Below are 26,012 nucleotides of genomic sequence, written 5' to 3'. Positions count from 1 at the left end.
ACTATAGGAAACACGTTTTCCTGCACGGAAACTTTTAGCAATGATTGCGCAAAGCTCACCCGATGGAGTGCAATCAACGGCATATTGTTTTTACCCGCAATGATGCAGGGTTAATACAGCAGTCATGCCGGGTAAATTAGTGGCTACACTCAAAGCGGAGTCTGGCTATATGGAGAGAAAAATGACTCAGGAACATGCGACACAAGAACTCTTGACTACACCGTTACACGCGCTTCATATTGAAGCTGGTGCCAAAATGGTGCCTTTTGCGGGTTATGATATGCCGGTGCAATACGCTTTGGGCGTGAAAAAAGAGCATCTCCATACCCGTGATGCGGCTGGTCTGTTTGATGTTTCTCACATGGGTCAGCTTCGTTTACGTGGTGAAGGTGCCGCTGCTGCTCTGGAAACTCTGGTACCGGTTGACATCATCGACCTGCCACAAGGCAAGCAGCGTTACGCTTTCTTTACTAATGATGAAGGCGGCATTCTCGACGATCTTATGGTTGCTAATCTGGGCGATCATCTTTTTGTTGTGGTCAACGCGGCCTGTAAAGAGCAGGACATCGCTCACCTGAATGCTCATTTGCCAGCCGGTGTTGAGATGGAAATCATCGCAGATCGTGCTTTGCTGGCGATTCAGGGCCCGAAAGCGGCTGAGGTAATGGCTCGCCTGCAGCCAGCTCTGGCAGAGATGCGCTTTATGGATGTGCAGCAAATCAGTATCGATGGTGTTGACTGCATTATCAGTCGCAGTGGATACACAGGTGAAGATGGCTACGAAATTTCGGTTCCGTCTGACCAGGCACAGGCATTTGCTCGTACTCTGACTGCTTTTGACGAAGTGGAGTGGATTGGTCTGGGCGCACGTGACTCACTGCGTCTGGAGTGTGGCCTGTGTCTGTACGGCCACGAACTGGATGAAACCACGACTCCGGTTGAAGCCAGCCTGTTGTGGGCAATTCAGCCGGTGCGCCGTCAGGGCGGGGCGCGTGAGGGTGGTTTCCCGGGAGCCGACATCATTCTGCAGCAGATCGCGACTAAAGATGTGGTGCGCAAACGTGTCGGCCTGGTTGGTCAGACTAAAGCACCTGTGCGTGAAGGGACGGAATTGTTTGATGCTGAAGGTGCACCGATTGGTACCGTGACCAGTGGTACTGCGGGTCCGACAGCGGGCAAGCCGGTTTCGATGGCTTATGTGCGCGCTGATCTGGCTGATGTTGGTACTGAAGTGTTTGCTGAAGTCCGTGGTAAGATGCTGCCAATGCTGGTGGAAAAACTACCGTTTGTACCGCAGCGTTATTACCGTGGTTAATTATTGAACGATTTGTTTTGCAATCCGGTGAATATGTGGTACAAGGCTTCTGGGCCATCGTTATAGCAACGATACGCATAAACACCTTGGTGTCATTATTTGCATAAATCGGCCCTGTGTTTCACAGGGCCTTTTATTTTACATTGAATTATATTGATACTTACATTAATAATAACAATTAAAACCTTAACTAAATTAAGCGAACTCAACAACGTCCTGTCTTTAAGTAGTCACTAAAGGATGATTAATATGAATAAATGGGTAGCCGGTTCGGCATTGTTCTGGTCACTGGGTCTGGCATCGGGCGTACAGGCAGATTCGGAAGTCAGTACGTATATTGTTAATGGTGAAGACACTACCATCTTGAGTTACACGTCATTTGCCAGTCTGTTTTACGACCGTACAGAATTTGACGGGTTATATGGTACACGTGCTTTTTGCGGCGGAACCATGCTCGATTCTACCCACGTGTTGACTGCAGCGCACTGTTTGTACGATGAGGATGGCGAGCTGAATTATGACTATATGCTATTTGCCGTTGCTGGGCAGGCTGATGATGAAAGCGACTTCCCTTCTTCGGTAACCACTGTGCGTGCAGAGCAGTTTTTTATTCATCCTGATTTTCAGGATACGGCATCCAGCCTGTGGCAAAATGATATTGCCATTATCCAGCTTGAGTCTTCCCTCAATGCGCAAGGCACTGTCGTGCGGCCAATCACCCAGGAGTATCGGTTAGGTTCGGACGGTGTCGATAATGACACTAACGATTATGCGTTTCGGATTGTCGGTCACGGCAATACCAGTTCAGGTAATGATGCCACCACAATGCTGCAAGATGCCGACGTGAGCTATGTTTCGAATAACACTTGTGACAATAATTTGTCTGCTTTGACCAATAAACAAATTTGTTTTAAAGGCATCAGTACCACTCCGAATACCTCACTGACCAGCGGCACCTGTCAGGGCGACTCGGGTGGTCCGGTATACTGGGATAGTGGCAGTGGTCTGGTACAGGTGGGTATTACCAGTTTTGGCCCGACAACCTGTGGTGATGGTTTTACCGGCTCTGATGTGACTGCGGTATTCACCGAAGTATTCGATTACAGTACCTGGATTGATAGTGTGCTGGCTGGCAATGAGAGCGCCGATTTTGTGGGGACTGATGCTAAACGCCGAGCTTATCTGGCTGGCACCTTTGACCCAGAGATGCCTTCGGGTATTGCGGTGCCTTCAAGCGGTGGTGGCGGCGGTTCACTTGGTCCTTGGTTGTTAGCCATGCTGGCTGGCGTTGCGCTTTGGCGCAGACGACAGACTGTAGAGCTCTGAGCTTGATTTGTCCGGCTTAACGACAATGATGAAACCAGCGCCTGGCCTGAATGCCGGGCGTTTTTTATTTCTCCATTTTTCTTGATTACGGCTTTACCTTACGCTGCCTGACTGATGATCAGGTTTCGGCCATTCTGTTTTGCCTGATACAGCAAGACATCTGCTTGCTTAAGTGCCTCGTCAAGTGAGTCGTTCACCGGCCAGACACCGCCCGAAATCGTCACGTTGGGTTTCTGGATAAAACGGGCGACATCGTCTCCGATGCGCTCAAAGATGTTGACTGCCTGCTGCGCCGATTCGGTTTTGACCACCACAACGAACTCTTCACCGCCAAAACGAAAGGCGTAATCGGTGATTCTTATCCGGCTTTTTATTACTGATGAGACGCGCTTGATCACTTGATCGCCAATATCATGGCCGTATTTATCATTAACCGCTTTAAAATGATCGATATCGAGAATACAGGCGTAGTAGCCTTGTTGTGCGGTAAGTTGCGCACTGACTTTTTTCAGATAGTGGCGGTTGTGAAGGCCGGACAGTTCATCGGTATAGGTGATTTTAGTCAGCTCCAGCTTGTCTTTGCGTAACCGATAGAGGTAGAGACTTACCCCGGCCGTGATACTGCCCAGGAGCAGCACCAGATAAAAGTAGGGGGGCACCAGCTCATGATTATCAACCACTTTGATTAGGTAACTGGTGTGATTACTGACCAGCTTAAATTTACGGTAAATAAAACTGACATCGTCATATTCCATGATTCCGGCGTTACGGTTGCTGAGTTGCAGGTCGCGCCAGGCCTGGGGATATTTGCTGGCGATTGAGTCCAAGGCCTTTAAGCTTCGGTCAGTGCTTGAATAGACAGTGCCGTCCTCTCCCAGCAATAGGATATCCTTACGCGACACTTCAGAGAATTCACTCAGGTCAGCTTCAAGCACCAGATAGCCGATGTGACGAGTGCCCTGATAGAGCGCTTTAAACTCGGTTAAAAGGCGGGAATGAGGGGCGATAAACAGTTGTATTTGCTGTTTGTTCAGGTCACTGGTGTAATAACGGTTATATTGCTCGATTAATCTGGCGTAGCGTGTGTCATCGGGTTGCGTCGAGATAATTTTCAGGGACTTAACCAAGGTTTGTCTGCTGAGCAGCTGCTTTGAAACATCATTAAACTGTTGTGGTTCGCTAAAGTAATCGATGGCGATCTGAGTATCGGCCAGGGCAAGCAGGCTATCTGCCGTAGAGCGCTTGAGTAACAGGGTGTCTTGTAGCGTGCTGAGTTGCATACTGAAGTCTGCCTGCTTGTCAGCTTTGATAAAGCGCATCGGAGTATTGATCAAAAAAATGATCACCAGCGTAAACAGCAGGCATTTCACTTCAAGATGAAACGATGATGAAGTCGAGAGAGGAGTCTGATTGAGGATCATACGCTGAAACAATTCCTTATGTTTCGGCGATAATATGGAGCAATATCACTAAAATCCACTCTGAAGCCATGAATCATTTGTGATCTGCAGAGTTAATCTGAGCTACCTCACAACTTAGTCCTTGTTTAGTGTAAGATTGCTCGACAAGGTATAACGGCTGGCACTTGCGAGCGACAGAGGCTTGGAAAACCAGTAACCCTGCAGGTACGATGCGCCCATTGCCTTGAATTTCTGATACATGGATCCGGTCTCAATCCCTTCAATCACAATATCGACGCCTTTGCTTTTAGAAAGCTGAATGATAAATTGCAGATATTGTTCAGATGATTGATTAGTCAACGTTTTAGCGGCCATTGAGCGATCGATTTTGATTTGATTGAGCGGCAGATCGAAAAAACTGTTGATTGAGCTGAAGCCGCTGCCGAAGTCATCCAGAGAGAGCTGAAATCCCAGGTTGCTAAGAGTGACTAATTGCTCGAGTGCGTTCTTGTTACCATCCAGAATCACGGTTTCGGTCAGCTCGAGCACGATAGATTGCGGAGCGATTCCGGCTTGCTCGGCCATTTTTTGTATCGTGGCAGGGAAAGCGGTATTGAGTAACTGCAATACCGATACATTGATGTTGACCCGGATACTCAGCCCGTTAATTCTGTTATAGCGTTCGATGAATTCACACGCTTTGCCAAATACCTGATAGCCTACATCTGTGATCAGGCCTTTCTTCTCGGCCACCGGAATAAACTCATCCGGAAAGATTTCACCAAATTCTTTAGAACGCCAGCGTACCAAGGCTTCAAAACTAGAAACCTGCCCGGTCTGGGCGTTGAGTATTGGCTGGAATTTGACCGACAAAGAGCGTGAACTCAGAGCTTCTTTCAGTCCGCGTTCAATGAAGAAATAGCGATCCACGCGTTTTTGTGTTTTTCCACTGTACAGTTCAACCCGTGAGCGGTTGGTTTCACGTGCATACTGGCAAGTGCGTGAGGCGATATTGACGATCTCTTCGGCCGTGTCTTCGTTGCTGAACGCCGGATAAAGGCCAATACTCACATGGTTGCCAAAAAGGTGGCCTTGCTCTTGGACCGATTTGGTGTAGCGTTGCAATATGTCCTGACACAAAGCGCGCAGTGCGGTATCGCTGTCGGTACGGTGTAACAGGATCGCAAAATCGTCCGAGCGTACACGGTAAAAGTCACCGTCTTCACATCGGATTCCGTTTAATGCGGCAATAACGTGTTGCAGGACATGTTCATTGACTTCGCTGCCATACTGATTTTCGTAAGATTTAATATCGTCAATCTGCAGATAAATCAGTGTGCTAGAGGCTTGAGTGTCCTGTTTTGCGTTATCAATATCTTTGAGCAGTTTGGTCATATTGCCCAGGCCGGAGATACTGTCGTAGTAGGCTGCCTGATTAAGGAAAGTCTCCATCAATTTCTGATCAGAGATGTCGCGATGATAGCCGACCATAAATCTGTCGCCGTTCAACTCGCGATTGATAGCGATACCTTCAAGCCAGATGTATTGACCGTTAGTTTTACGAACCCGGTAATGCGAGGTCACTTGATTGTGGTTGGTCAGGTGTTCAAGCACCCTTTTTTTCAGCATGGCGCGATCTTGCGGGTGCACAACAGCGTACCATTCTTCCAATTGAATAGTATGAGCGCTAAAACCAAATTGTTGGTAAAAATCAGGGTTGTAAAAAGTTAAACAGCCCTGACTATCCATATGAAATATACCTTCACTGACGATATCAAAAATATGCACCAGACGTTTTTTCTGGGTATCGGTGAGGTTGGGGTTCGTGCCTTGGGACAGTCCCTGCGTCAATGGCATAACAAATGTACCTGGCTCTTTTTAGAATCGCATTGATTCGAGCTTAACGATGAAAATGGCTACTCATGTAGCGGCAAGGGCAAACTGAACGTATTGAAGTTACTTTTTATTTTATGCAACCATGATAACGTTTATGAAACGATGTCTCAATTATGAAATTACCCTCTACTAATAAGCGTGCGATTGCGCATGTCTTACTGCATTGACTGTTTCCTGGCGCCAGCTTTTATGATAAGTCGAAATTGTTTATATATCATTCGGATTATATTGTATTTTTTTCCTGATTTGAGTCAAAATTATCTCTGTTTAGCGCTACACCATGACCGGCTAAGAACGCAAAAGCGGTCCGAAGACCGCTTAAATATGCTTTTTGTAGTGGCTGCTCAGTCATTACACTGCGCCGCGTTAACCCTAATCAGCTCCGATTACCGGTCCCAGTAAGCTTCTTCCAGGCTGTCTTCTCGTTCCGGCAATGCGCGCGACAGGCGAGGAGAGTGCTGAGTCAGTACTTCATAACTGACTCGGTTGGCGTATTTACACACCTGCGACAGTGATGAATAGGTCAGATAGTGACGATCGTGCTTGGCGGAGTTTGGCACATTCTTGAGGTGGTAGCTATTCGCTGCCATGTCATGCAGTAGTGCCGACAACGCTCCGTCTCCGGCTCCGTTGGTGTTCTTGATTTTCAGCGGACCACCCAGATACGGGCCGATATGGGAGTATATACGAACAGGCTGTGAACAATCCTGCTGACGCATCGCACGGCTGAATTCATACTGGTTAAACTCAGCAATATGGCCTGGCAGCAGAGGCAGTTCGGTGCTGCGTTTGACCGCATCATCCACATAACCGGCCATATACAGGCCAATTGGCCCTGCAGTGCACAGCACCATATCGACCCAGTCCAGTGCTTTGTCCGCGGCTTGCAGCGGATCGCTAAAGCCGGTCAGTGCTGCGCCTTCATCTTCGTTCATCGCCAGAACCGTGACGTTCTCTTTCAGGTATTCTTGCCACCAGGCCTGATTACCTTCAATCACGTATTTGGTGCCGAGAGTCAGGACGACAGGAACCGAGTTTTTCTTCGCCAGTTCAATCGCACGCTGTACCGCTTTTGGCATCGGATCTTCCGGTTTGCCGCGCATCAGATAAGATGACACGACTAACGCAGAGGCTTTCTCAAATACTCGTTGCGGAATACTTTCCGGACGCAGCTGGTTCATCTGACCTTCATTGATAGCAAAAGTACGCTCACCGTCTTCTGAGATCAGGGTGTAGCAGCGACCAATCGGGCCATCGACTGTCTGCAGGTAGTTGAGGTTCATCCGGGACGATGTACTGCACAGGTAACGGTACGCGTAAGAGCCAACTTCGATGTTCTTTGACATCACACCAAGCAGTACGGATTTGCTGTCGGCCAGTACCGAGTAGTTGTGCAGAGTATTGCCAATGGTATCGCCCGGGTGCTGATGGGTGATCAGATTCCTTTCCACCAGCTCCTGATAGAGCGCTTCAGCTTGTGCTTCTTCAAGCACCAGCGAATGGCCTTTACTCAGATTATATTTTGCGATGAACTCGTCATCTACTTTGGCTTCGATATCCACCATGGTCTGGCCGATGCCGACGATAGTCGGACGGTGCATGGTCGGGGTTTCACGCAGCTGATTGACCAAAGGATCACGGGTGCTGGTAGGGAAATAGTGTTTAGATTTGCGTTGTCCAGGAAACTTCATCGGTTAAGTGGGCAAAATGGGAAAATTTCGCGAATAGTATCACAAAAAATTCACTGAAGTTTCATTTTTACATTTCATTTCTTGGTAAATATCACGCGACTCAAGTCGGGCCGCGTGATGCTTGTATTTTAATGGCGCAGTGGGTTACCGGTTTGTTTTTTTGCACCTGCTTATTGTATTTACATCTTGCTTATTGAGATGTCTCGGCCGGAAACGCGTTGTAAGCTTTTGTTCCCCACAACGGCACGGTCGACAGGCTGTGCTTAAAGCTGCCTGAGGTCTCTTTGGTCGAGTAAGACACGTACATTAATGTCTGGGTTTGCTCATCGAAAATACGACGAATTTTCATCGTTTTGAAGAAGATACTTTTCGATTTGCGGAATACAACTTCGCCGGATTTGGATTTGTCGATCTGAGCAATCATTTCCGGGGTAATTTCTCCGGTCTGACGACAGGCAATCGATGAATCAGACGGGTCAGCCAGGCTCAAATCGGCTTCGATACTGGCGATGTGACAGGTGACACCTGGTACTAAAGGGTCAGTTAAATTATTGAGTTTAATGTCTTTTGTCGTGAACAGTCCCAGGCTGACATCACCGACTTCGGAACGGTCACAACCGGCTAATGCCAGAGCACACAGGGCAACCGCTGCTAATTTCTTGATCATATTACTATTCCAACTGTTTATGCTGGAAATATGATAGCAGCATGTGTTGAGAATGACAGAGCCATGTGGTGAGAATAGGGCGATGTTGTTATCTTTTCCGCAAGACCGAGGTTTTATGAAACACCAGCCTGAGTTGTGATAGACTGCAGCCTACGACGCTTCGCTTACTATCCCGCCATGTGTGAGATGATTGGCCAGCTTATGATGTATTGTCCTATAAAAAGAAGTAAGGTCTTATGATCCAGTCATCTCTTCCAATTGTTGATACCAAAAATCAATGGCTATGGAGCCAGGTAGACGTCGAATACCCGACAGCGGAAAGCCTGCAGGGGCGCTCGCTGTACCAGGCGCTGATTAAATCACGCCAGGTTGAAGAACTCAGCGTTTCCGCGTTGCAGCCCGATGTGGTGCTGGATGATATCTATTTGGTCGACTTTCATCGCCTGACGATTATGTTCGCACTTCTGCAAGCGACCCAGTTTGATTCCGAACAGCAACAAAGCCTGTTGGTGGAGTTTTTTACTCAAATCATCTATTCACAACCGTGTTCGCTTTATCTTGGCTTTGCCGATGGGCAGCCAGCGGCAGCGGCGATAGTCACTGAGCAAGATAACCAGGTTCTTGTGTCGGATATCGTGGTGAAAAACGCGCAACCATTTGGTGCTGAAAAAGAATTTGCCCTGGCAGTGCTGGCAAAATGGCGTCAGGCACATGAGTTTAGTGGCCAGGTTTACTGGCAACGCTAGTCTGATTGTATTTCAGCACCAAGACAGAGAATGATTCTGGACGGTTAAAAAGTGACCTTGGTTGCGAAATTGATCTTACAGTTGTGAGAGCGGTTTCATTTCCTTCAATCGATCATCTCTCCTTCACAGTCTGACGATACACTGCTTAAAAAAGGAGCGTATATGTCTGACAAAAAAACGAACTGCGTTATTTTCGACTGTGAAGGTACGTTGGTCGATAGTGAACGTCTGTGCTGTGAGGCATTAGTTAACATCTTCAACGACTTGGGGGTTGAACTCACATTTGATGATGTGGCCGCTCACTTCGCTGGTGGGAAAATTGCCGAAATTCTAAATTCCACCCTAGAACTGGTTGGGATGAGTGCCGACCTGACCCTGCTCGAGTCACGTTATCGCCGTGCCGTTAAACGTCTGTTGATTCGCGAATTGCAGCCAATGGACGGTGCAGTGCATTTGCTCGACACTCTCAGACACCATCAGGTTGAGTTTTGCGTTGCTTCAAACGCGCCACCCAAACGTATCGAATTTGCCCTTAAACTGGCGGGATTACTGCCTTATTTCGAGGGGCGTATTTTCTCTGCTTTCGAAGCCAACAGCTGGAAACCGGAGCCGGACCTGATCCGTTACTGCGCGATGAATATGGGATTCAGACTGGACGAGTGTGTTTACGTTGATGATACCGCCAAAGGGGTGGAAGCGGGGGTTCTGGCTGGCGTCACTACCTATCAGTTGCAACCGCTCAACCAGCGTAACCGTACCACTTATCAGCAAGTGGTGATTCTGGACAAAATTGATAACCTGTCGCAATTTGTTGTTCCGTCGGAACGTTTATCCGGAGCTCGCTAGTCACTTTTAGCTGGATCTCACGGTTAAACTTTACGGAGATCTCACAATGAAAGAATGGTAGGACAGACGATAACAAGTCGGTATATGCTTGATATTATGTCAGTATCCGTTCTCAAGATAGCAGATCGTCAGGCAAGATAACAGAGCGACCGATAAAGGAGGGATTTATGGACAGCCAGGCATTTTGTATCGTTTTGACCACCACCAATCGTCAGGAAAATGCCCTGCAGATTACCCAGAGCCTACTTTCCAAGCAGTTAGCTGCTTGCGTGCAGAGTATGCCGATTCAAAGTCACTATATGTGGAACGATGAGGTGTGTTGTGATGATGAAATCTTGCTGGTGATCAAAACCCGCAAAGCGTGCTATGCCGAGTTAGAGCGGGAACTGGCAACGCTGCACTCCTATGAGGTGCCGCAGATTGTCCAGGTACCGATAGTGGAAGGGTTTCACCCTTACCTGGCCTGGATTGAGCACAACACTCCCCGCTGAGCAGCTTCATCCAGGCCAGCGCCGGGTTTAATCGAAACGTTTTGGCTGCCGTGCCGATTGCCAGCTGAGTATCAACAGGGCGGTCAGTGCGCCCAGGGTATCGCACAGCATGTCTTTTTGTGCATCCCAGATATCACCTTGAGAACCTAAAAACGCAATGCCGTCTTCTCCACCGGCCAGATCCGCGTACCACCATTCGATGATTTCATAACCTGCAGCGATACTCATAATACAAAATAGGGCAAACATGCCGGCAATCCAGCCGTTGGTCAGTTTTTTGCGGATCAGATATTCGGCGATCGGGTAGGCATACAGGCCAATTGCAAAATGAGCAACGCGATCAAAGTTGTTACGTTCTGAGCCGATTAGGTGATTAAACCAGTCAAACGGTACGTCGGCAAAGGTGTATTTGGCTCCTATGGTATGTAAGGTCAGCCAGACAAACATCAGCAGGTAGGCGGTTTTACTGAGTCTTTGGTGAGCGGAGGTCCACCATATCCCTGCCAGAATCAGCATCACCGGGACAATTTCCGCAATCCATACTGAGCGTGATGATGGCGCGATGGCAGAAAACAGGAACACCAGGGCGTAAGCCAGACTGAGGCCAATTAAACTTTTCGGGAAAGAAGGGCTGTCACTCATCTGTTTTTATCATCCTTGTTAGTTAGCTGTTATCATGGTGCCATTTTAATGAACACTGTACAATTGTCTGAGCTGGAAATTTGGTCAGAGTCGCGTAAACTTTTCTCAACTCAGCTAAAGTTCAATATATAATCAGCTGAGCCAAAAATAACCAATTTGGTTGAAAACAGCGAAATTCGCCCAAACTTGCCCGATTTAAGGCGCAAGTTCCGATTAACGTTTGCTTTACAGCACAGTGGCTCTTAAAATCGCGCGCTTATCGTTACACACAGATGCAAACAACAAAAAGTAAAGTTATGAAACTGGAAACTATCGATTATCTGGCACCAGATGCCCCGGAGCAGTTCGTACAGTCACTGCGCAATACCGGATTTGGAGTTCTTGAAAACCATCCGATCCCGAAAGAGTTGGTTGAGTCTATCTACCGTAACTGGTATCAATTTTTTACTTCAGAACGTAAGAATGAGTTCCAGTTTAATGTCGACACCCAGGATGGTTATTTTCCGCCATCGGTTTCAGAGGTCGCTAAGGGTCAAACCGTTAAAGACATCAAGGAATACTTCCATGTTTATCCGTGGGGACAGATTCCGCAAGAACTGAAAGACGAAATTCTTGATTACTACCAGCGTGCGAATGAATTTGCTTCCACTCTGCTGGCCTGGGTGGAAGAGCATGCTCCGGCGGATGTACAACAACGTTTTTCGGTTGCGCTATCGGAAATGATCCGCAGTAGTGAGAAAACACTGCTGCGCGTGCTGCATTACCCGCCAATGAGTGGTGCAGAGGAGCCGGGGGCGATTCGCGCTGCCGCGCATGAAGACATCAATCTGCTGACAGTGCTGCCGGCTTCGAACGAGCCAGGCCTGCAAGTGAAAGGCCGTGACGGTGAATGGATCGATGTGCCTTGTGATTTTGGTAACCTGATCATCAATATCGGTGACATGTTGCAGGAAGCGTCCGGCGGTTACTTTCCGTCCACGACACACCGCGTTATTAATCCGACCGGCGAGCGCCAGACTCAATCGCGTATTTCACTGCCGCTGTTTCTGCATCCTAAGCCGGATGTCGTGCTGTCTGAGCGTTATACGGCGCACAGCTATTTGATGGAGCGTCTGCGCGAGCTCGGTGTTATCTGACCTCGAGCCACCCTACTAAAGTCAATCTGAGGCCAGCATTACGCTGGCTTTTTTGTGTCAGAGATTGATCAGAAAAAGAGCTGAGTCCAAAAACTGACACACAGTCAGCGGAGGTTGCTCGACAAATTGCAGTGTATAGATTTGAATTAAAGCAGAGTTTGCTGAATGAGCTAATTATGTCTGATACACAATCGCTGAGTGCGGGCTTCCAGACTTATATGGAAAACCCACTGCTATGGCCTATTTTGGAAGTGCTGAAACGTCAACCGTCCGGTTGGAAGGTCCATACTCTGGCGGCCCATCTCAGCGAGTTGGAGCTGGTTCCGGTTCTGGATGAGGCACCAGATAAGGATCTGTTTAAACGCAATTTTCTCATCATGAATGCCTTGTACCAGTTGCAGGAAATCCTCTACCCGAAAAAGTGGCTGCAAGTGGAGGCGATGGACATTGTTCTGATGGCGAATTTTCAGCATGCTAGCCATGTGATTGATGCCGAAGAGCCCCTGCGTGATTACTACACCCGTTGGGAGCATTACGAAGCGAGTGAGGGCGAGGTTAAACGCCTGCTTAACGAGTTCTGGACCCGTTACCGCCGCTTTGTGGGGGGCGATAATCTGCAAAGTCTGGAACGCAGTGACGCTCTGCGCCTGTTTGAACTGCAGGCCGATGCGAGTGCGATTGAGATCCGTAAAACTTGGCGCAAACTGGCCCTGCGCTGGCATCCGGACCGTGATAACGGTGATGCCGAGCGTTTTCGTGTCTTGTGTGCGGCGTGGAATGTGCTGCGTCAGGATGATGAATCGCCTCACAAATCAATATAAGCGCCAATAAATAAAGGCTCGCGAATGTTCACTTCGCGAGCCTTATGTTTTTTGCTTTGTTGCTTAAGCTCTTTGCAGTATCAGTTCTTCTGACAATGCTCCGATAAGTCTGGATGTGCGAGGGTTAACAGAGCCTAGAATTAAAGAATTAACAGGCTTTAAACTGGGATTTACGCATCCGGTTTAGTGCGGCCATCGCGTCCACAATACGTGGCTTCGCCAGATCGCCATGATTCGGCATCACGACGTGCCACTGATCACTCAGCATGGCTTCCATATCTTTGGCCGGGTTCTTCGACCAGCCTGGCAGTTGTGCCAGTTGGAACCACAACCAGCCGATAGCATGCACCTGAGCGGATGACTCAAGCTGCTCCAGTGCGGTCAGATCCGCAAATTCTTTACCAAAGCGCAGTGAATCAACCCCTTTCGCCGCGACACGGAATTTACCATCAGCCAGAATTTTCTGCAGCGCGGCACGATTCAAACTGCGTGGCGCAAAGGTTGCTAGTGGACTTTCTGATTCATTACGACGTTCGCTCGGGTGCTGAGCAATCACCTGACGGGCTTTTTCGGTTACGTCCACGGCCTGGTAGTCGTGCATCTGAATCACGCTATCTGCCACGTCCAGATAATCGCCGGAGCCGCCCATTACGATCAGAGTTGAGATATCGAGATCATTGCGCAGTTGACCGATGCGGTCAACTAATGGCGTAATCGGCTCATCCCCTTTACTGACCAGCGCCTGCATACGTTCATCGCGAATCATAAAGTTGGTGGCTGAGGTGTCTTCGTCAATCAGTAAGGTGCTTGCGCCAGCTTCAATTGATTCCTGCAGCCAGGCTGCTTGTGACGTCGAACCAGACGCATCCTGAGTGCTGAAATCTGTCGTGCTTTTACCCATCGGCAGATGGTTGATGTAGTTAGCCAGATTAAGGCTGTGTACGCAGCGACCGTCTTCGGCGCGGATTTTAACCGCATTGGCATCGGTCACGATACGCTCACGACCATCGCCGGGGATATGGTTGTAAATCGCACGTTCCAGCGCAGTCAGCAACGTTGATTTGCCGTGAAAACCACCACCCACAATCAGGGTAATGCCTTTACGAATACCCAATCCGGTCAATGGACCCTGGTTTGGTGTATCAAGTGTCACGCTCAGCGATGACGGCGCGCTAAACGCAACCGCATCTTTCATTGGTAAATCACAGTTACCGGCAACGCGGGGCAGGATACTGCCATTGGCAACAAAGGCGACCAGGCCATGCTCGGCAAGTTGAGCGCGAAGCGCATCCTGATCTTCCACGACTTCACAGTGATGAATGAGTGCTGCTTTGTCCAGTTCACGTTCCAGTGTGGCGCGTCGAATGAACTTTGGCAGGTGGAAGGTGAGAATATTGAGTGCTTTCTTGGCGAGAATGTTGCGGCCTTCAGCTGGCATGTGCATGCGAAAACGCAGTTCGATGCCCTGATCGTTAAACAATACGGCGGTGTTATCCAGCACGGTCTGACCGGTCAGAGCTATTGACAGCGCATTCTCTTGTTTGGCCAGTTCGGCGAAAGTACGCGCGATAAAGTCACGGGCGGCAATTTGGTATGACGCCGATTTTTCGCGCAGCCATTCCAGGCCGGTCAGTGACCAGGCGCGGGTGGCACGCAAACGAGACGCAGAAGCATATGGATCAGACTGAATATGGTCGATGTACAGAGTGAAATCACCAAAATCATATTGGCCTTTAATTTGCTGATATGCCCGATAGTTCTGTTTTTCGAGTTTTTTCAGATTAGCAGTTAATACATCCATCTCGTTTGGTCGCTCGTTGAGAAAGAGAAAGGGGGGCGATTATAGGAAGCTGTGTCCTGTGAGTAAAGGCATGATGATGCTTAATCATCGTCACGCCTGTAAGTTGTCCGCTGCGGGCAGATTTTATTTGGCAATCGACTCACGCTGATTAAACATGACCAGTTCAAACTCCTCGGCGGTGAGTGGCTGCGCATACAAAGCGCCTTGAGCGATATCACAGCCCTCTGCGCTAAAAAAAGTCTCCTGATCCGAGTGGTCAATCCCTTCCAGAGCGATTTGCAGCCCGAGTTTTTTGGCGATATGAATAACGGAACGCAGGGTGGATGGGTCACCACGATCTGAGGAGAGCTGGCGCATAAAGTGTTTATCGAGCTTAATGCCATCGAAAGGCAGCATTTTAAGTTGATGAAAAGAGGTAGGCCCGGAACCAAACTCGCTTAAGGTCAGATGAATCCCCATATCGTGCAGGCTGCTCAGCGTATTGCGCAGGGTGACGTCATCGCCCTGTAGCGCGTGCTCCGGTATTTCCAGTTCGATATGGATGGCGGATAGATCATGAGCATTAAGCAGCGCTTCGATTTGCCAGGCGAGCTGGCCATTTTCCATCTGTTGTGCTGACAACGGAATGGCGATGGTCAACTGGCTGAACTGACTATACCAGCGACTCGCTGTCTCTATGGCCTGACGCAGAATAAAGTTACCCAGTTCGGCACCCAGGCCGTTTTGTCTGGCAATCAGCATCAGGCTATCGTGGCGGATGTCACCAAGTTGCGGATGTTTCCAGCGCAGCTGTGGTTGGGCGCCGACCCAAAGGCGCGATTTGGGTTGTACCTTAGGCGCAAACAGCATGACAATTTCGTCCCCCTGCAGCGCCTGCTGCAGGGAGCCTGAGAATGCATTGCCCGGACTGAACGTCTGTTCTGTCGCCGATGAGTGGTAGTGAAAACCATAGCCAGAGTTTTTACACACCAGCATGGCGCCATGCGCATGCTCAAGCAGGGCGTGCACATCACGGCTGTCGAGGCTGGTAGCAATACCGACGTAGGCATGCAGATGAAAACGTTGATGCTGCCACTCCCATTCCGACTGGTGCAGATTGAGCAGTTGATGGCACAAGGTGTTGAGATGATAGCTGAGATGTGAAGAGGCGATCAGCAATACCAGATCGGTTGCACTGGGGCGAGCGATGGTCAGGTTAAGTTCCGGCTTCGACTCAATGTGTCTGGCATATAGGCGCAAAATCTGCTCCCAGGCCTGATAGCCAAAGCGCGCTTGTAAATGACGGCCATTGGCAAAACCAAGATGCAACACTGCTATTTCTGCATTGATGTCCGCCGCCAGGAGGCGCTCGAGTTGATTTTCCAACCCCTGCTGATTAAAAAAGCCGGTGCCGGCATCGTGCAAATGTTGATGTACTAATAATTGCTCCGCGGCCTGGCGCTTATCGATTTCCTGATTGAGGGAATAATTGAGTGCGGCAAGATCCTGGGTACGACTTTGTAAACGCGTTTGCAGCTCCTCGTTTTCTCGCTGCAGTGAGTGTTGTTGCCACAGGCTGTGCAGGTGAGTTTCAATCGTGCGTCGCAAGCCATTCAGTAGCTGCAAGTAGTGGTTGTACGCCAGCGTGGCGTTATCAGACGATTCTTTATCATCATGCAATAACTTCGCCGCCGATAATTCGGATAGATAGGATAATTCAGGTAAACAGGATAATTCAGGTAAACAGATAGCCCCGAACGTTTCTCCGTCAGGCCAGCACAACGTCAGAACGGCAGATGGTGCGTAATTGGTGCCCGACCGTTTTGTATCTCCGGAGGCAAACCATGCCATATGTGACGCCTCTTCCGATGGTGATAAGTGGGCGGTCTGACGGCTTGCGGCCTTCACTCTGTTCTCTTTGCTGGCCCTGTTATCGGCCAGGCTACGGCTGTTACTGCAACTGCATATGTGATGACTGAGCGATGGGCCGAGCGTTATCATTGCGGGTGATACGTTGGCGAAATCCGCCAACTGACTGATGAGAGTCTGCCATCCATTGAGAATTTGGTCTGAAACCAAAGGTTTTGGGGAGGTTACTTTCGACATAAATGCCATCCTTAGCAAGTCGATAAAGAGTGAGCGCTCCGAGCTCTGTAATCATGCGGCTACTGGTTTGAGTATAAGAAGAACTGGTGGGGATAGACAAAAAAAGTCCCGACAAAGGGTCGGGATCTTCACATATTGACGTTAATTAAAATAAATCTGGCACTGCAGACTAGATAAATGCTTTAAAGGGTTCTAAGTCGACATCGGCACTGTAATCAATGTTGTCAAATCCAAAACCATTCAATCGCAGAAACTCCGCTTTGAAACCGGCATAATCGCCGATTTGTTGGAAGTTGTGTCCGTTCATTTCGCTGAGCAGTTGGCGGACTTTTTCCTGGATATCAGGATTGAGTTCCCAGTCATCCATCCGCACCAGACGCTCGCTATCAACCGGAACCTTGTTCTGACCATACAGCTTATCGCTGAACAGGCGCTGCATCTGTTCGATACACCCTTCGTGGGTCTGTTTCGCTTTCATCACCCGATACAGGGCCAGAATATAAGGGCTGAGTCCGGGAATAAACACACTGGCTTTGGTGACCAGAGCTTTACACACAGTGGCATACGCTGCGCCGTCAAAATTGGCCAGTTTCAGGTTAAGAGAGTGGCTGGTCTGATGCAGGTCGACTTTAGCCCGGCCCAGCGTACCATCTCGGTAAATTGGATGGGTGACTTCCGGTCCGACATAAGAGAAGGCGATGGTTTTACAACCCGGAGCCACAGATTCGTTGTTGATCAGGGTATCAATCCAGCTTTCCCAGTCTTCGCCGCCCATCACCCTCAGTGTGCTGTCGATTTCTTCCTGACAGGCCGGTTCCAGAGTGGCATCCACCCATTGATCGTTTTCCAGCAAAATAGTCGAACCGGATACCGGCTCGCCAATCGGCTTAATCGCTGAGTGCCAAAACTGATCACTGCCTGGCCGACGACGCATACCGCTGGCGATGCTGTAAATCACCAAATCCACTTCACCTTCAAAGTAGGTTTCGATCGCTTCGATGACCTGAGTGCGCACTTCGGCGGAAAACACATCGCCATTGATATTGACGGCGGTACGACCTTCCCGTTCCGCGTATTCAGTAAAGTACAGGTTGTTATAAAAACCTGCGCTGCCAACGCCTTTTTCTGAAGGCCCGCGTTCAAAAGAGACCCCGATGGTGTCTGCTTTTGCACCACCAAACGTCAACGCGATACGTGCTGCGAGTCCAAAACCAGAGGAAGCACCAAGGATCAGTACCCGTTTGGGTCCGCCAGTGATCGGTTTTGCGGATTTAACGTACTGAATTTGTTGTAATACGGCTTGTTCACAACCGTAAGGATGAGCGGTGCGAGCTACCACTCCCTGGATAACAGGCTCAATGCGCATGGAGAATTACCTTTTTAATTAAAGTAGGGTAAGTCGTTACATTATCGTAAAGCTGGGTAAAGTTTATTGAGCTAGACCATTAAAAGGGGGGATTTTAACTCAGAGAACGCCTCTTCAACCGCTATCCAGGATTGAATGGGTTCTGAACCAGAATGGGTGAAAACGCGCTATGTTTTTAAAGCTGGAGCAGGTTTTTAAAAGCGGTAGCAAAGCTCTAAAAGCGGTAGCCGGGTTTTAAAAGTCTTAGCAGGCTGAGCGTTGACAGCAGATGCCGCTGATACCACCAGGCTGGCTATAATAAAACAGGAAGCAGATTGAGTGCGGCCCGCCTCCTGCTGTTGTGTTTTTAAGTGCGGTTCGGTTTTTAAGTGCGGTTCTGTTGCTCATGATTGTTCGTTTTAAAAACATAATGTTGGTTTAATTTTGAGCAAGTGCAACCGCTCTTAAGTAAACATTTCGGCAGGGCTCTTTCAGTCAAAGGAGCTATCTAGAGCAACGGAGAAAGCTGTTCTGCCATAAAGCCAGCGATCCAGGGCTGTGCTTCAGGCTTAGGATGTAAGCCGTCGTTCATCATCCAGTCTGGCTTGACGATCACTTGTTCGAGGAAAAAAGGGATCAAAGGCACGGATTTCTCATCCGATAACGCCGGATAGAGCTGGGCAATCGCGTTACTGTAGCGCTGACCGTAGTTAGGCGGGATGCGGATCTGCATCAGGATAACCTGGCTGTCGGTTGCTTTGATTTGGTCAATCATGGCACGCAGGTTGTTTTCAACCACATTAGGCGGAAAGCCGCGCAGGCCGTCATTCGCACCAAGTTCAATCAGCACAGTGTCGGGTTGGTGCTGCTTGAGCAGCGCGGGCAGACGGGCCAGGCCATTGCCTGTGGTATCGCCGGAAATACTGCCGTTAATGACTGAAACACTTTTGCCTTTTTCCTCGAGCGCACCACCGAGTAGACTGGGCCAGGCTTGCTCAATCGGCATTTGATAGCCCGCGCTCAAACTGTCACCGAGAACCAGTAAGGTTTGACTGTTTGCGCCGGCCGAAAACAGTAGAATCAGAATTAAGGAAAATCGTCGAATCATGCAAACACCTGTCATTTCAGCTCAATCATTATCCAAAGTAGTCTCCACCAATCAGGAGCAATTAACAATCCTTAAAGAAGTGAATCTGCAGATTCATCAGGGAGAAAGTGTCGCTATTGTCGGTACTTCGGGGGCGGGTAAATCGACGCTGATGACCCTGCTTGCTGGCTTAGACACTCCGAGTGGAGGAGAAGTTCACTTGCTCGGGCAGGCTCTTTCTGCCCTGGATGACGAAGCGCGGGCCGCGATTCGCAGTGAATCGGTCGGGTTTGTTTTTCAAAGTTTCCTTCTCATCCCCAGCCTGACTGCGCTGGAAAATGTCACTCTGCCTTGCCTACTCAAAGGCGAGGCAGAAGACAAAGAACGTGCGACGGCATTACTCGCGTCGGTCGGGCTGGAACATCGTATTCACCATTCGCCTGGTCAGTTATCCGGCGGTGAGCAGCAGCGGGTCGCCCTGGCACGGGCGTTTATGATTGGCCCGCAAGTGCTGTTTGCTGATGAACCGACCGGCAACCTGGATCAGGAAACTGCAGCGAAAGTGATTGATTTGCTGTTTGATCTCAATAGTGAGCATGGCACCACACTGATCCTGGTGACGCATGACCCGAAACTGGCGGCACGTTGTCAGCGTCGTTTCCATATGCAGGCAGGAATGTTGGAGGAACGTACATGAATCATGACTCGGCCCCGGCGCTCAATCGCCGTCTCATTCGCTGGAGCCTCAGCGAAATTCGCCACGGTCAGTTGTGGCCGATTTCGGTCGCGCTGACCCTGATCATTGCCTGTGTGTTCGCTCTGACAGCCTTGGCCAGCCGGATGGAGCAAGTGGTCGTCAAACAGGGTAAAGATGCCCTCACGGCCGACAGCGTGTTTGTGTCGGCCAACCCGATACCGGAGTCTTTAACCCAGCTTACGCAGCAGCAAGCCATTGCTACCTCAAGTATGACCCGTTTTCGTACTATGGCATTCAGTGACAACAGTATGCAGCTGATTACGGTTAAAGCGGTGGACAGCCAGTATCCGCTGCGCGGTGAAATGCAACTGTCAGACGGTACGCAGACTTATTCACAGGTTCAACCAGGCCAAATCTGGCTTGATGAACGTATTTTCTCTCAGCTTGGCGTTGAGATTGGCGATCAGATTACGGTGGGTGACGCGGACTTCATTGTCAACGGGCGCATTGTTGAAGAGCCGGGCCTGAGCTTTAACCCGTTTCAGCAAATGCCATCTGCTTTTATTCACCAGCAGGATGTCGGGCGCACCGGCGCCTTGCAACTGGGCAGTCGGGTCCGTTTCAGTTTATTTATCAATGCAGAGCCCCAGCAGGTTGAACAGCTCAAATCTGCCGTCGAACTCTCACCCAGTGATCGCTGGCTTGACCAGAATAGCGCAAGTCGTACTAATGAGGTGTTTGAACGAACGGAACAATATTTGTCGCTGACGGTGGCGATTGTGATCATCATGGCGGCCACGACCCTGGTGCTGACTTGTCAACACTATGTCTCAACCCGGATTCGCACTATAGCAATGCTCAAAAGTCTGGGGGCGAGTAAACACTGGATTCGACGCTGGTTATCGCTGCAGGTGCTGATGCTGCTCGCGTTTGCTTCGGTGATGGGCATTGTGATTGGTATCGGTCTGGAATATCTGCTTCGGGTTCCGCTGGTGGATTTATTACCTAATCCGTTGCCAGGCTATGGGATTACCCCGGCGCTGGTGGCTCTGGTTTCGAGTGTGTTGATTGCGGTGCCTGCGTTGGGTATCCCGCTCGGACATTTGCTCAGTGTCAGCGCGGTCAGTGTGATGCAACCGGCCCAAAAGCAGAGCCGTAAACGCTGGAATCTCGCTCTGATTCTGGTGCCCTTAGTGCCTATGGTATTGGTTTACTGGCAAAACCGTCTGCTGTGGATAGTTCTGGCCGGTATTGTGGTGTTGTTTGCCGTCCTTGCGGTGCTAAGTATCGCGATTACGCGTCTGCTGGCCAGGCTACCTCTCAATACTTCAATGAAGCTGGCATTAAGCCGTATTAACCGCTCCGGCACGGCGACAGGGATCCAATTTGGTGCTCTGGCTCTGTCTCTGATGTTGTTGGCGGTAATATGGCTGGTGCGCACTGATTTGTTGTCTGACTGGCGCAGAACTCTGCCACCGGATGCGCCGAATGCGTTTGCGCTTAACATCGCCGAGTATGAAAAGGATGCTTATCTTGCGACTCTGGATGAAGCTGGGATTGCACGTTCGCAGGCGTTTCCTATCATTCGTGGCCGTCTGACTGAAATTAACGGCACCGATGCCAAGGCGCAGACTCAGGGTGAAGAAGGTTCCGATGCACTGCGTCGTGAGCTCAACTTTACCTGGGGTGACAGCCTGCCTGAGTACAATGAGGTGCTGTCCGGCCAGTGGACCAAGACCAATGGTGTTTCGGTTGAAGAGGATGTGGCGCGCGATCTGGGACTTAAGATCGGGGATACCCTGACGTTTGTTATTAACAGTCAGCGGTTTGAAGCGGTGGTGAATACCATTCGCCATGTGGAGTGGCGCGATATGAAGCCCAACTTCTATTTTATCTTCACGCCGGATGTAATGCGTGACATTGCCGGCAGCTGGCTGGTCAGTTTTCGGGTGGAAGCAACAAATGACCCACTACTCAACCAGCTGTCACGTAGCCATCCAACGGTCAGTCTGCTTGATATTCGCTCTATGGGGGCCAAGATACAGGATTTGCTGACTCAGATCGTTTGGTCGATTACCGTGTTGGCAGCGTTGGGGGTTGTGGCGGGGATCCTGTTGATCTTCACGCTCTTGCGGCTCAGTTTGAGTCAGCGCCAGCAGGAGATTCAGCTTTATCGCACACTAGGGGCCAGTCGCAGGCGGGTTACACGTACCATTTGGGCTGAATATGGCCTGATGGCGCTGATTGCCGGTCTGGTTGCCAGCCTCAGCGCCGACATTGTCGTCGCCAGTGTGATGAAATTTGGCTTTGAGCTGACGCCGTCGGTGCATTTTATGCTTTGGCTGATGCTTCCGGTTATCACGTTTTGCACATTGGCGCTGGTGGTCAGCAGTCTGATCAAGCGGCTGTTAGTCCCTATAAATAAAGCGTTTAATTAAAATCGAATCAGCTGAACAGGTGAGTTATCCACAAAAACAGTGGATAAAGTTTGGGATAACTCGACCTGTTAATAACTGGTCTTTTCGTGCCAGCCTTGTGGGCCGGAGGATCCCGCCAATGCGTTATACACAAGGGGGTGAAAATTGGTTTTTCGCAATTATCAGTCAAGCATTTTTTTTCATTTTTTTGTCTTGATTTGTTCATGAAGTGATCTAAGCGCCTAAATGCACATACAATGGGAGGTGGTTATGAAAGGTATTGTTTTTACGTGCTAAGACCGCGTAAAAAATGTGATTTTCATAGTGTTTTACAACCATTAGAATAAGCAGTGAATGAATGACAATCGGCAGTGAAATGTTACAAGTATCCGAAAATAGCGTGTCACCCAGCGTTGCCATTATCGGTGGTGGTGTTGCGGGGGCTACCGCAGCAGTACATATGAGCGAGCTAGGGCTTGATGTATTGCTGATGGAAAAAGGTCCGGGGCTGGTCAACGGTCCGCCTATCTGTCACTTACATGCTGGTGGCAACCTGTATCGAGAGATCTCTTTACAGCAGTGCATCGAACTGTTGCGTCAGTCGATCGATACCGTGCGCCTTTATCCGCATACGCTCAATAAACGTCCTACCGTGATAGCCGTGCCGTATTCTGATCCCGGTGTGCCGGATGATATCCTGCCGCGTCTGGGAGTGATTCAACGCGCTTATCAACAACTGGTGGATGAAGATGAACGCAATCGGGTGCTGGGTTCTCCGGCCGAGTACTATCAGACATTTATGCGCGAGGATCTTGATCGCCTTGCCAAGCTGACTCAACCCGAGCAACCGGGTACGATTGAAGAGTGGCTGATCCCGTTTGCCCAGCACACCGATCTGGATACGCTTAAATATCCGGTGATCGCAGTACAGGAGTATGGCTGGAGTGTTTTTCGTCTTGCTGCCAGCGCGGAGTTGGTACTCGAGGCGCTGCCAAACTGCCGGGTACTGGCCCGTTCAACTCTGGTAGCGTGCGATTTTGTCGACAATCAATGGCAACTGACCTATCTGGATGAGCAGGGCAAAACCCGCTATGCGGCCTGCGATTATCTGGTCAATGCCTGTGGTTTCGAAACAGGTAAGCTGGACGATATGGCGCGTCAGCAGCGTCAGCGTCTGGTTGAGTTTAAGGCTGCTTATGTCACTCAGTGGCCGCAATGTCAGCAGGCCTGGCCGGAAGTTATCTTCCATGGCCCGCGTGGCACGCCGCAGGGGATGGCTCAGTTGACGCCATACGCCGATGGTGTGTTCCAGCTGCATGGCATGACACAGGGCATTACCTTGTTCGATGACGGTCTGGTTGCCTCAAACGAAACCTCTTCCCAGCCAGAATTACCTCAACATCTGGAAAACAAAATTACCCGCGGCTGGCAGCCGGAAGCGACTCAGGAACGGACTCAGCGTGCGATTGTACATATGAGTCAGTTTATTCCTGACTTCGCTCGTGCGGAAGTGGGCGGTAAGCCTCTGTTTGGCGCGCAGCAAATTCCGGGTGATGATGCCACACTGCGTGCTGCGGATGTGACCTTTGCCGGCCAGCATTACGCGCGTATCGAGGTCGTGAAAGGCTCTTCTGCGTTAGAAGCGGCAGAGAAAATCGTTGCAACCTGGAATTTAGTGAAGGCGAATCAGACTGGTTCGATTGAAGATTTGCATCCGGTCAGTATGAGACTGACGGCAGAGCAGGTTGAACGGAAAGCTCTCCAACTGGCTGATGAACGCGGCTATCCGCGCGCGCTGGCCAAGGTTGTTGGTAGTGCTTAATCAGTCGTTAAACTGGTTTGCATGGGAAAAAGCCCTGATTATTCAGGGCTTTTTTGTTCTCTGTCGTGGGCGGAAACCCGTAGGAGCACGGCTGCTATTAAAGAGTTGTCGAAAAGGCTAATAGCCGAAAAAGCGCGCCCACTGGCACCATACTTCCTGTAAGCCTTCCAAATCACCTTTGACAAAACGTACGCTCTGGCCGGGTTTGGCCTGAGCCAGTCTCGGTAAATCGATCTTCGCGACACATCCGATTTTCGGATACCCCCCGATGGTTTGGCGGTCGTTGAGTAACACGATCGGCTGGCCGTCCGGCGGGATTTGCACCGAGCCCAGAGCGATACCTTCTGATAAAATCGGCTCTTGTGGTGGCGTGACAGCCGGGCCGGTAAGACGATATCCCATACGATCGGCATGCTGACTCACAGTGAAAGTACGGGTGAAAAAGGTATGGCGCGCCGCGTCACTGAAGGTCTCATTCTGATAACTTTCAATCACCCGCAGGCGCAGTGGCAGATTGTAATCCGGTTTGAGGCGAAACGTCATCTGCAACGGTTTACTGTCCAGCGTATGGGGGGCGAAATGCAGTTTATCGCCAGCCTGCAGTGGCTGACCATTGTGATGTAATCCGCCCAAGCTCTCTTTGGTGACGGTAGCAACGCTGCCCAGGTGAGGCTCGACATGAAAACCGCCGCGTACCGCCAGATAGGCGCGCAGGCCGTTTTTCGGCAAGGCAAACTTGATACGCTGACCTTTACGTGCGCTGAACGTACACCAGTTTGTCAGCGGTACGCCATCCAGCGTTGCAGCCAGATCACCGCCAGTGATGGCGAGCTGGCAAGCATGACCGATTTTAAATTCCGCTTGTCCCAGGGTGATTTCCAGAACCGGAACATTGACCGGATTGCCAAGCAGGTGATTGGCCCAGCTGTAAGCGTAATCGTCTACCGGACCGGATTGAGTAATGCCAAGGTGACTGAGACCAAAGCGGCCAAAGTCCTGAATCAGGCTGAGCTGGCCGGGTTTAATGGCTGTGATAAAACCGCTCATGATGTGCGTCCCCACTGAAATTGTTCTGGGCTAATTTCTCCCCCCAGATCGAGAAACTCTTCGCGGCTGATGGCGCGAAATTTGACCCGGGTTCCGATTTCCCAAAGCACCATAGGTGAGTGGTCGGGTGTAAACAGTGGCTGCGGGCAGTTGCCGATGATGTTCCAGCCACCGGGGGAGGCATTCGGATAGACCGCGGTCTGATGTTCCGCGATGGCAACACTGCCTTTGGGTAAGCTGAGGCGAGGTGAGGAATGGCGCGAGCGGCGCAAAGGCGCTGCTATTTCGGTCATAAAGGCGAAACCAGGCGCAAAGCCAATCGCTCCCACGGTATATGTAGGCTCGGTATGCAGGGTAATCACTTGCTCAAGTTCCAGCCCCTGCTGCTGATAAAGGGCAAGATCGGGGCCGACGTCCGGATGGTAGTACACGGGCAGCTCGACGATCTCCCCGAGGCTGTTTTCCTGGCTAACCGCTTTATCGATACAGACAATCACTCTTTTTAAAAAGTGTTTGCTGGCGATACGGTAGGGTAGATAGTCGATTAAGATGGTTGTGTAAGATGGGGTGACGTTCATGATGTAGTCACCCAGCGCCAAACGGATTCGTCTGGCGATGTCGCCGATCACCAGCGAAAGCGCGGCACTGGATTCGTTACCAAAACGAATCAGCAGGCTGCTTTCGGCGACAGGCTCAATGGAATAGTTGAGTTGCAATTGAAAATCCTTTTTCGT

General features: G+C 50.0%; 21 protein-coding genes. 10 read left to right on the top strand and 11 right to left on the bottom strand.

Annotated elements, in window-relative coordinates; translation table 11 throughout:
• The first annotated feature begins 181 nt into the window (after positions 1-181).
• Together gcvT and J0X00_RS00340 are read left to right on the top strand one after the other, a co-directional pair.
• Complete coding sequence (gcvT, locus tag J0X00_RS00345; protein ID WP_136483919.1) at positions 182-1,315, top strand: glycine cleavage system aminomethyltransferase GcvT; 1,134 nt, start codon at positions 182-184, stop codon at positions 1,313-1,315.
• Positions 1,316-1,564: 249 nt separating this feature from the next.
• The gene (locus J0X00_RS00340; RefSeq protein WP_282476710.1) at positions 1,565-2,641 is read left to right on the top strand and encodes a serine protease; all 1,077 of its coding nucleotides are present in this window, start codon (positions 1,565-1,567) and stop codon (positions 2,639-2,641) included.
• Positions 2,642-2,739: 98 nt separating this feature from the next.
• On the opposite strand, the gene J0X00_RS00335 is transcribed toward J0X00_RS00340, so the two are convergent.
• The 4 genes from J0X00_RS00335 to J0X00_RS00320 all read right to left on the bottom strand — a co-directional run bounded on the left by J0X00_RS00335 (position 2,740) and on the right by J0X00_RS00320 (position 8,295).
• Complete coding sequence (locus J0X00_RS00335) at positions 2,740-4,062, bottom strand: GGDEF domain-containing protein (protein ID WP_282476709.1); 1,323 nt, start codon at positions 4,060-4,062, stop codon at positions 2,740-2,742.
• Between the two features lie 114 nt (positions 4,063-4,176).
• Positions 4,177-5,898 carry a GGDEF domain-containing phosphodiesterase gene (locus tag J0X00_RS00330; protein ID WP_282476708.1) on the bottom strand — a complete coding sequence of 574 codons (1,722 nt, stop codon included), beginning with the start codon at positions 5,896-5,898 and terminating at the stop codon, positions 4,177-4,179.
• Between the two features lie 425 nt (positions 5,899-6,323).
• Entirely contained in the window at positions 6,324-7,628 is a 1,305-nt protein-coding gene (locus J0X00_RS00325; protein ID WP_136483923.1) for an inosine/guanosine kinase, read from the bottom strand.
• Positions 7,629-7,818: 190 nt separating this feature from the next.
• Positions 7,819-8,295: a CreA family protein gene (locus J0X00_RS00320; RefSeq protein ID WP_136483924.1), complete on the bottom strand. Its 477-nt coding sequence runs from the start codon at positions 8,293-8,295 to the stop codon at positions 7,819-7,821.
• Between the two features lie 236 nt (positions 8,296-8,531).
• On the opposite strand from J0X00_RS00320, the gene J0X00_RS00315 reads away from it, so the two are divergent.
• From J0X00_RS00315 to cutA, 3 genes are all read left to right on the top strand, one after another.
• Entirely contained in the window at positions 8,532-9,041 is a 510-nt protein-coding gene (locus J0X00_RS00315) for a hypothetical protein (protein ID WP_282476707.1), read from the top strand.
• A 162-nt stretch (positions 9,042-9,203) separates the two neighbouring features.
• On the top strand, positions 9,204-9,887 hold the full coding sequence (locus tag J0X00_RS00310; RefSeq protein ID WP_282476706.1) for an HAD-IA family hydrolase: 684 nt from the start codon (positions 9,204-9,206) through the stop codon (positions 9,885-9,887).
• Positions 9,888-10,054: 167 nt separating this feature from the next.
• Positions 10,055-10,378, top strand: coding sequence for a divalent-cation tolerance protein CutA (gene cutA, locus J0X00_RS00305; protein WP_136483927.1), 324 nt, complete (start codon positions 10,055-10,057; stop codon positions 10,376-10,378).
• A 27-nt stretch (positions 10,379-10,405) separates the two neighbouring features.
• On the opposite strand, the gene J0X00_RS00300 is transcribed toward cutA, so the two are convergent.
• Entirely contained in the window at positions 10,406-11,020 is a 615-nt protein-coding gene (locus tag J0X00_RS00300) for a DUF2238 domain-containing protein (protein WP_282476705.1), read from the bottom strand.
• 296 nt (positions 11,021-11,316) lie between these two features.
• Between J0X00_RS00300 and J0X00_RS00295 the strand changes: the two genes are divergently transcribed.
• Both J0X00_RS00295 and J0X00_RS00290 read left to right on the top strand, forming a co-directional pair.
• The gene (locus tag J0X00_RS00295) at positions 11,317-12,156 is read left to right on the top strand and encodes a 2OG-Fe(II) oxygenase family protein (protein WP_282476704.1); all 840 of its coding nucleotides are present in this window, start codon (positions 11,317-11,319) and stop codon (positions 12,154-12,156) included.
• Between the two features lie 176 nt (positions 12,157-12,332).
• Positions 12,333-12,977, top strand: a complete 645-nt coding sequence (locus J0X00_RS00290; protein WP_136483930.1) for a DNA-J related domain-containing protein — start codon at positions 12,333-12,335, stop codon at positions 12,975-12,977.
• Positions 12,978-13,125: 148 nt separating this feature from the next.
• On the opposite strand, the gene J0X00_RS00285 is transcribed toward J0X00_RS00290, so the two are convergent.
• From J0X00_RS00285 to tesA, 4 genes are all read right to left on the bottom strand, one after another.
• Complete coding sequence (locus J0X00_RS00285; RefSeq protein ID WP_282476703.1) at positions 13,126-14,778, bottom strand: ABC-ATPase domain-containing protein; 1,653 nt, start codon at positions 14,776-14,778, stop codon at positions 13,126-13,128.
• Positions 14,779-14,901: 123 nt separating this feature from the next.
• Complete coding sequence (locus J0X00_RS00280; protein ID WP_282476702.1) at positions 14,902-16,863, bottom strand: bifunctional diguanylate cyclase/phosphodiesterase; 1,962 nt, start codon at positions 16,861-16,863, stop codon at positions 14,902-14,904.
• Positions 16,864-17,032: 169 nt separating this feature from the next.
• Positions 17,033-18,229, bottom strand: a complete 1,197-nt coding sequence (gene fabV / locus J0X00_RS00275; protein WP_282476701.1) for an enoyl-ACP reductase FabV — start codon at positions 18,227-18,229, stop codon at positions 17,033-17,035.
• A gap of 487 nt (positions 18,230-18,716) precedes the next feature.
• Positions 18,717-19,316, bottom strand: coding sequence for a multifunctional acyl-CoA thioesterase I/protease I/lysophospholipase L1 (tesA, locus tag J0X00_RS00270; protein ID WP_136483934.1), 600 nt, complete (start codon positions 19,314-19,316; stop codon positions 18,717-18,719).
• Between tesA and J0X00_RS00265 the strand changes: the two genes are divergently transcribed.
• The 3 genes from J0X00_RS00265 to J0X00_RS00255 all read left to right on the top strand — a co-directional run bounded on the left by J0X00_RS00265 (position 19,315) and on the right by J0X00_RS00255 (position 24,231).
• Positions 19,315-19,992 (top strand): ABC transporter ATP-binding protein, encoded by a 678-nt coding sequence (locus J0X00_RS00265; protein ID WP_136483935.1) that lies wholly within the window; start codon positions 19,315-19,317, stop codon positions 19,990-19,992. The genes tesA and J0X00_RS00265 overlap by 2 nt on opposite strands.
• Entirely contained in the window at positions 19,989-22,430 is a 2,442-nt protein-coding gene (locus J0X00_RS00260) for an ABC transporter permease (RefSeq protein WP_282476700.1), read from the top strand. The genes J0X00_RS00265 and J0X00_RS00260 overlap by 4 nt, the downstream gene beginning before the upstream one ends.
• Before the next feature lie 337 nt (positions 22,431-22,767).
• Positions 22,768-24,231: an FAD-dependent oxidoreductase gene (locus J0X00_RS00255; protein ID WP_282476699.1), complete on the top strand. Its 1,464-nt coding sequence runs from the start codon at positions 22,768-22,770 to the stop codon at positions 24,229-24,231.
• Positions 24,232-24,348: 117 nt separating this feature from the next.
• Here the strand turns inward: J0X00_RS00255 and J0X00_RS00250 are convergent, their stop codons facing one another.
• Together J0X00_RS00250 and J0X00_RS00245 are read right to left on the bottom strand one after the other, a co-directional pair.
• Positions 24,349-25,278, bottom strand: coding sequence for a biotin-dependent carboxyltransferase family protein (locus J0X00_RS00250; protein ID WP_282476698.1), 930 nt, complete (start codon positions 25,276-25,278; stop codon positions 24,349-24,351).
• Positions 25,275-25,994 (bottom strand): allophanate hydrolase subunit 1, encoded by a 720-nt coding sequence (locus J0X00_RS00245; RefSeq protein ID WP_282476697.1) that lies wholly within the window; start codon positions 25,992-25,994, stop codon positions 25,275-25,277. The genes J0X00_RS00250 and J0X00_RS00245 overlap by 4 nt, the downstream gene beginning before the upstream one ends.
• Positions 25,995-26,012 lie beyond the last annotated feature (18 nt).

The sequence above is a fragment of the Vibrio sp. ABG19 genome (genome assembly GCF_029962385.1).
In the GTDB taxonomy this organism is placed as follows: domain Bacteria; phylum Pseudomonadota; class Gammaproteobacteria; order Enterobacterales; family Vibrionaceae; genus Vibrio; species Vibrio ostreae.
Note: the sequence above shows the minus strand (reverse complement) of the source record. Positions and strands in the feature narration are given on the sequence as shown.

Bases quoted from the DNA above. Each gene is read 5' to 3' on its own strand.
- fabV (WP_282476701.1), bottom strand. From the start codon at position 18,229: ATGCGCATTGAGCCTGTTATCCAGGGAGTGGTAGCTCGCACCGCTCAT.
- J0X00_RS00330 (WP_282476708.1), bottom strand. From the start codon at position 5,898: ATGCCATTGACGCAGGGACTGTCCCAAGGCACGAACCCCAACCTCACC.
- J0X00_RS00260 (WP_282476700.1), top strand. From the start codon at position 19,989: ATGAATCATGACTCGGCCCCGGCGCTCAATCGCCGTCTCATTCGCTGG.
- cutA (WP_136483927.1), top strand. From the start codon at position 10,055: ATGGACAGCCAGGCATTTTGTATCGTTTTGACCACCACCAATCGTCAG.
- J0X00_RS00285 (WP_282476703.1), bottom strand. From the start codon at position 14,778: ATGGATGTATTAACTGCTAATCTGAAAAAACTCGAAAAACAGAACTAT.
- tesA (WP_136483934.1), bottom strand. From the start codon at position 19,316: ATGATTCGACGATTTTCCTTAATTCTGATTCTACTGTTTTCGGCCGGC.
- J0X00_RS00310 (WP_282476706.1), top strand. From the start codon at position 9,204: ATGTCTGACAAAAAAACGAACTGCGTTATTTTCGACTGTGAAGGTACG.
- J0X00_RS00315 (WP_282476707.1), top strand. From the start codon at position 8,532: ATGATCCAGTCATCTCTTCCAATTGTTGATACCAAAAATCAATGGCTA.
- gcvT (WP_136483919.1), top strand. From the start codon at position 182: ATGACTCAGGAACATGCGACACAAGAACTCTTGACTACACCGTTACAC.
- J0X00_RS00290 (WP_136483930.1), top strand. From the start codon at position 12,333: ATGTCTGATACACAATCGCTGAGTGCGGGCTTCCAGACTTATATGGAA.
- J0X00_RS00335 (WP_282476709.1), bottom strand. From the start codon at position 4,062: ATGATCCTCAATCAGACTCCTCTCTCGACTTCATCATCGTTTCATCTT.
- J0X00_RS00300 (WP_282476705.1), bottom strand. From the start codon at position 11,020: ATGAGTGACAGCCCTTCTTTCCCGAAAAGTTTAATTGGCCTCAGTCTG.
- J0X00_RS00250 (WP_282476698.1), bottom strand. From the start codon at position 25,278: ATGAGCGGTTTTATCACAGCCATTAAACCCGGCCAGCTCAGCCTGATT.
- J0X00_RS00265 (WP_136483935.1), top strand. From the start codon at position 19,315: ATGCAAACACCTGTCATTTCAGCTCAATCATTATCCAAAGTAGTCTCC.
- J0X00_RS00340 (WP_282476710.1), top strand. From the start codon at position 1,565: ATGAATAAATGGGTAGCCGGTTCGGCATTGTTCTGGTCACTGGGTCTG.
- J0X00_RS00295 (WP_282476704.1), top strand. From the start codon at position 11,317: ATGAAACTGGAAACTATCGATTATCTGGCACCAGATGCCCCGGAGCAG.
- J0X00_RS00325 (WP_136483923.1), bottom strand. From the start codon at position 7,628: ATGAAGTTTCCTGGACAACGCAAATCTAAACACTATTTCCCTACCAGC.
- J0X00_RS00255 (WP_282476699.1), top strand. From the start codon at position 22,768: ATGACAATCGGCAGTGAAATGTTACAAGTATCCGAAAATAGCGTGTCA.
- J0X00_RS00320 (WP_136483924.1), bottom strand. From the start codon at position 8,295: ATGATCAAGAAATTAGCAGCGGTTGCCCTGTGTGCTCTGGCATTAGCC.
- J0X00_RS00280 (WP_282476702.1), bottom strand. From the start codon at position 16,863: ATGTCGAAAGTAACCTCCCCAAAACCTTTGGTTTCAGACCAAATTCTC.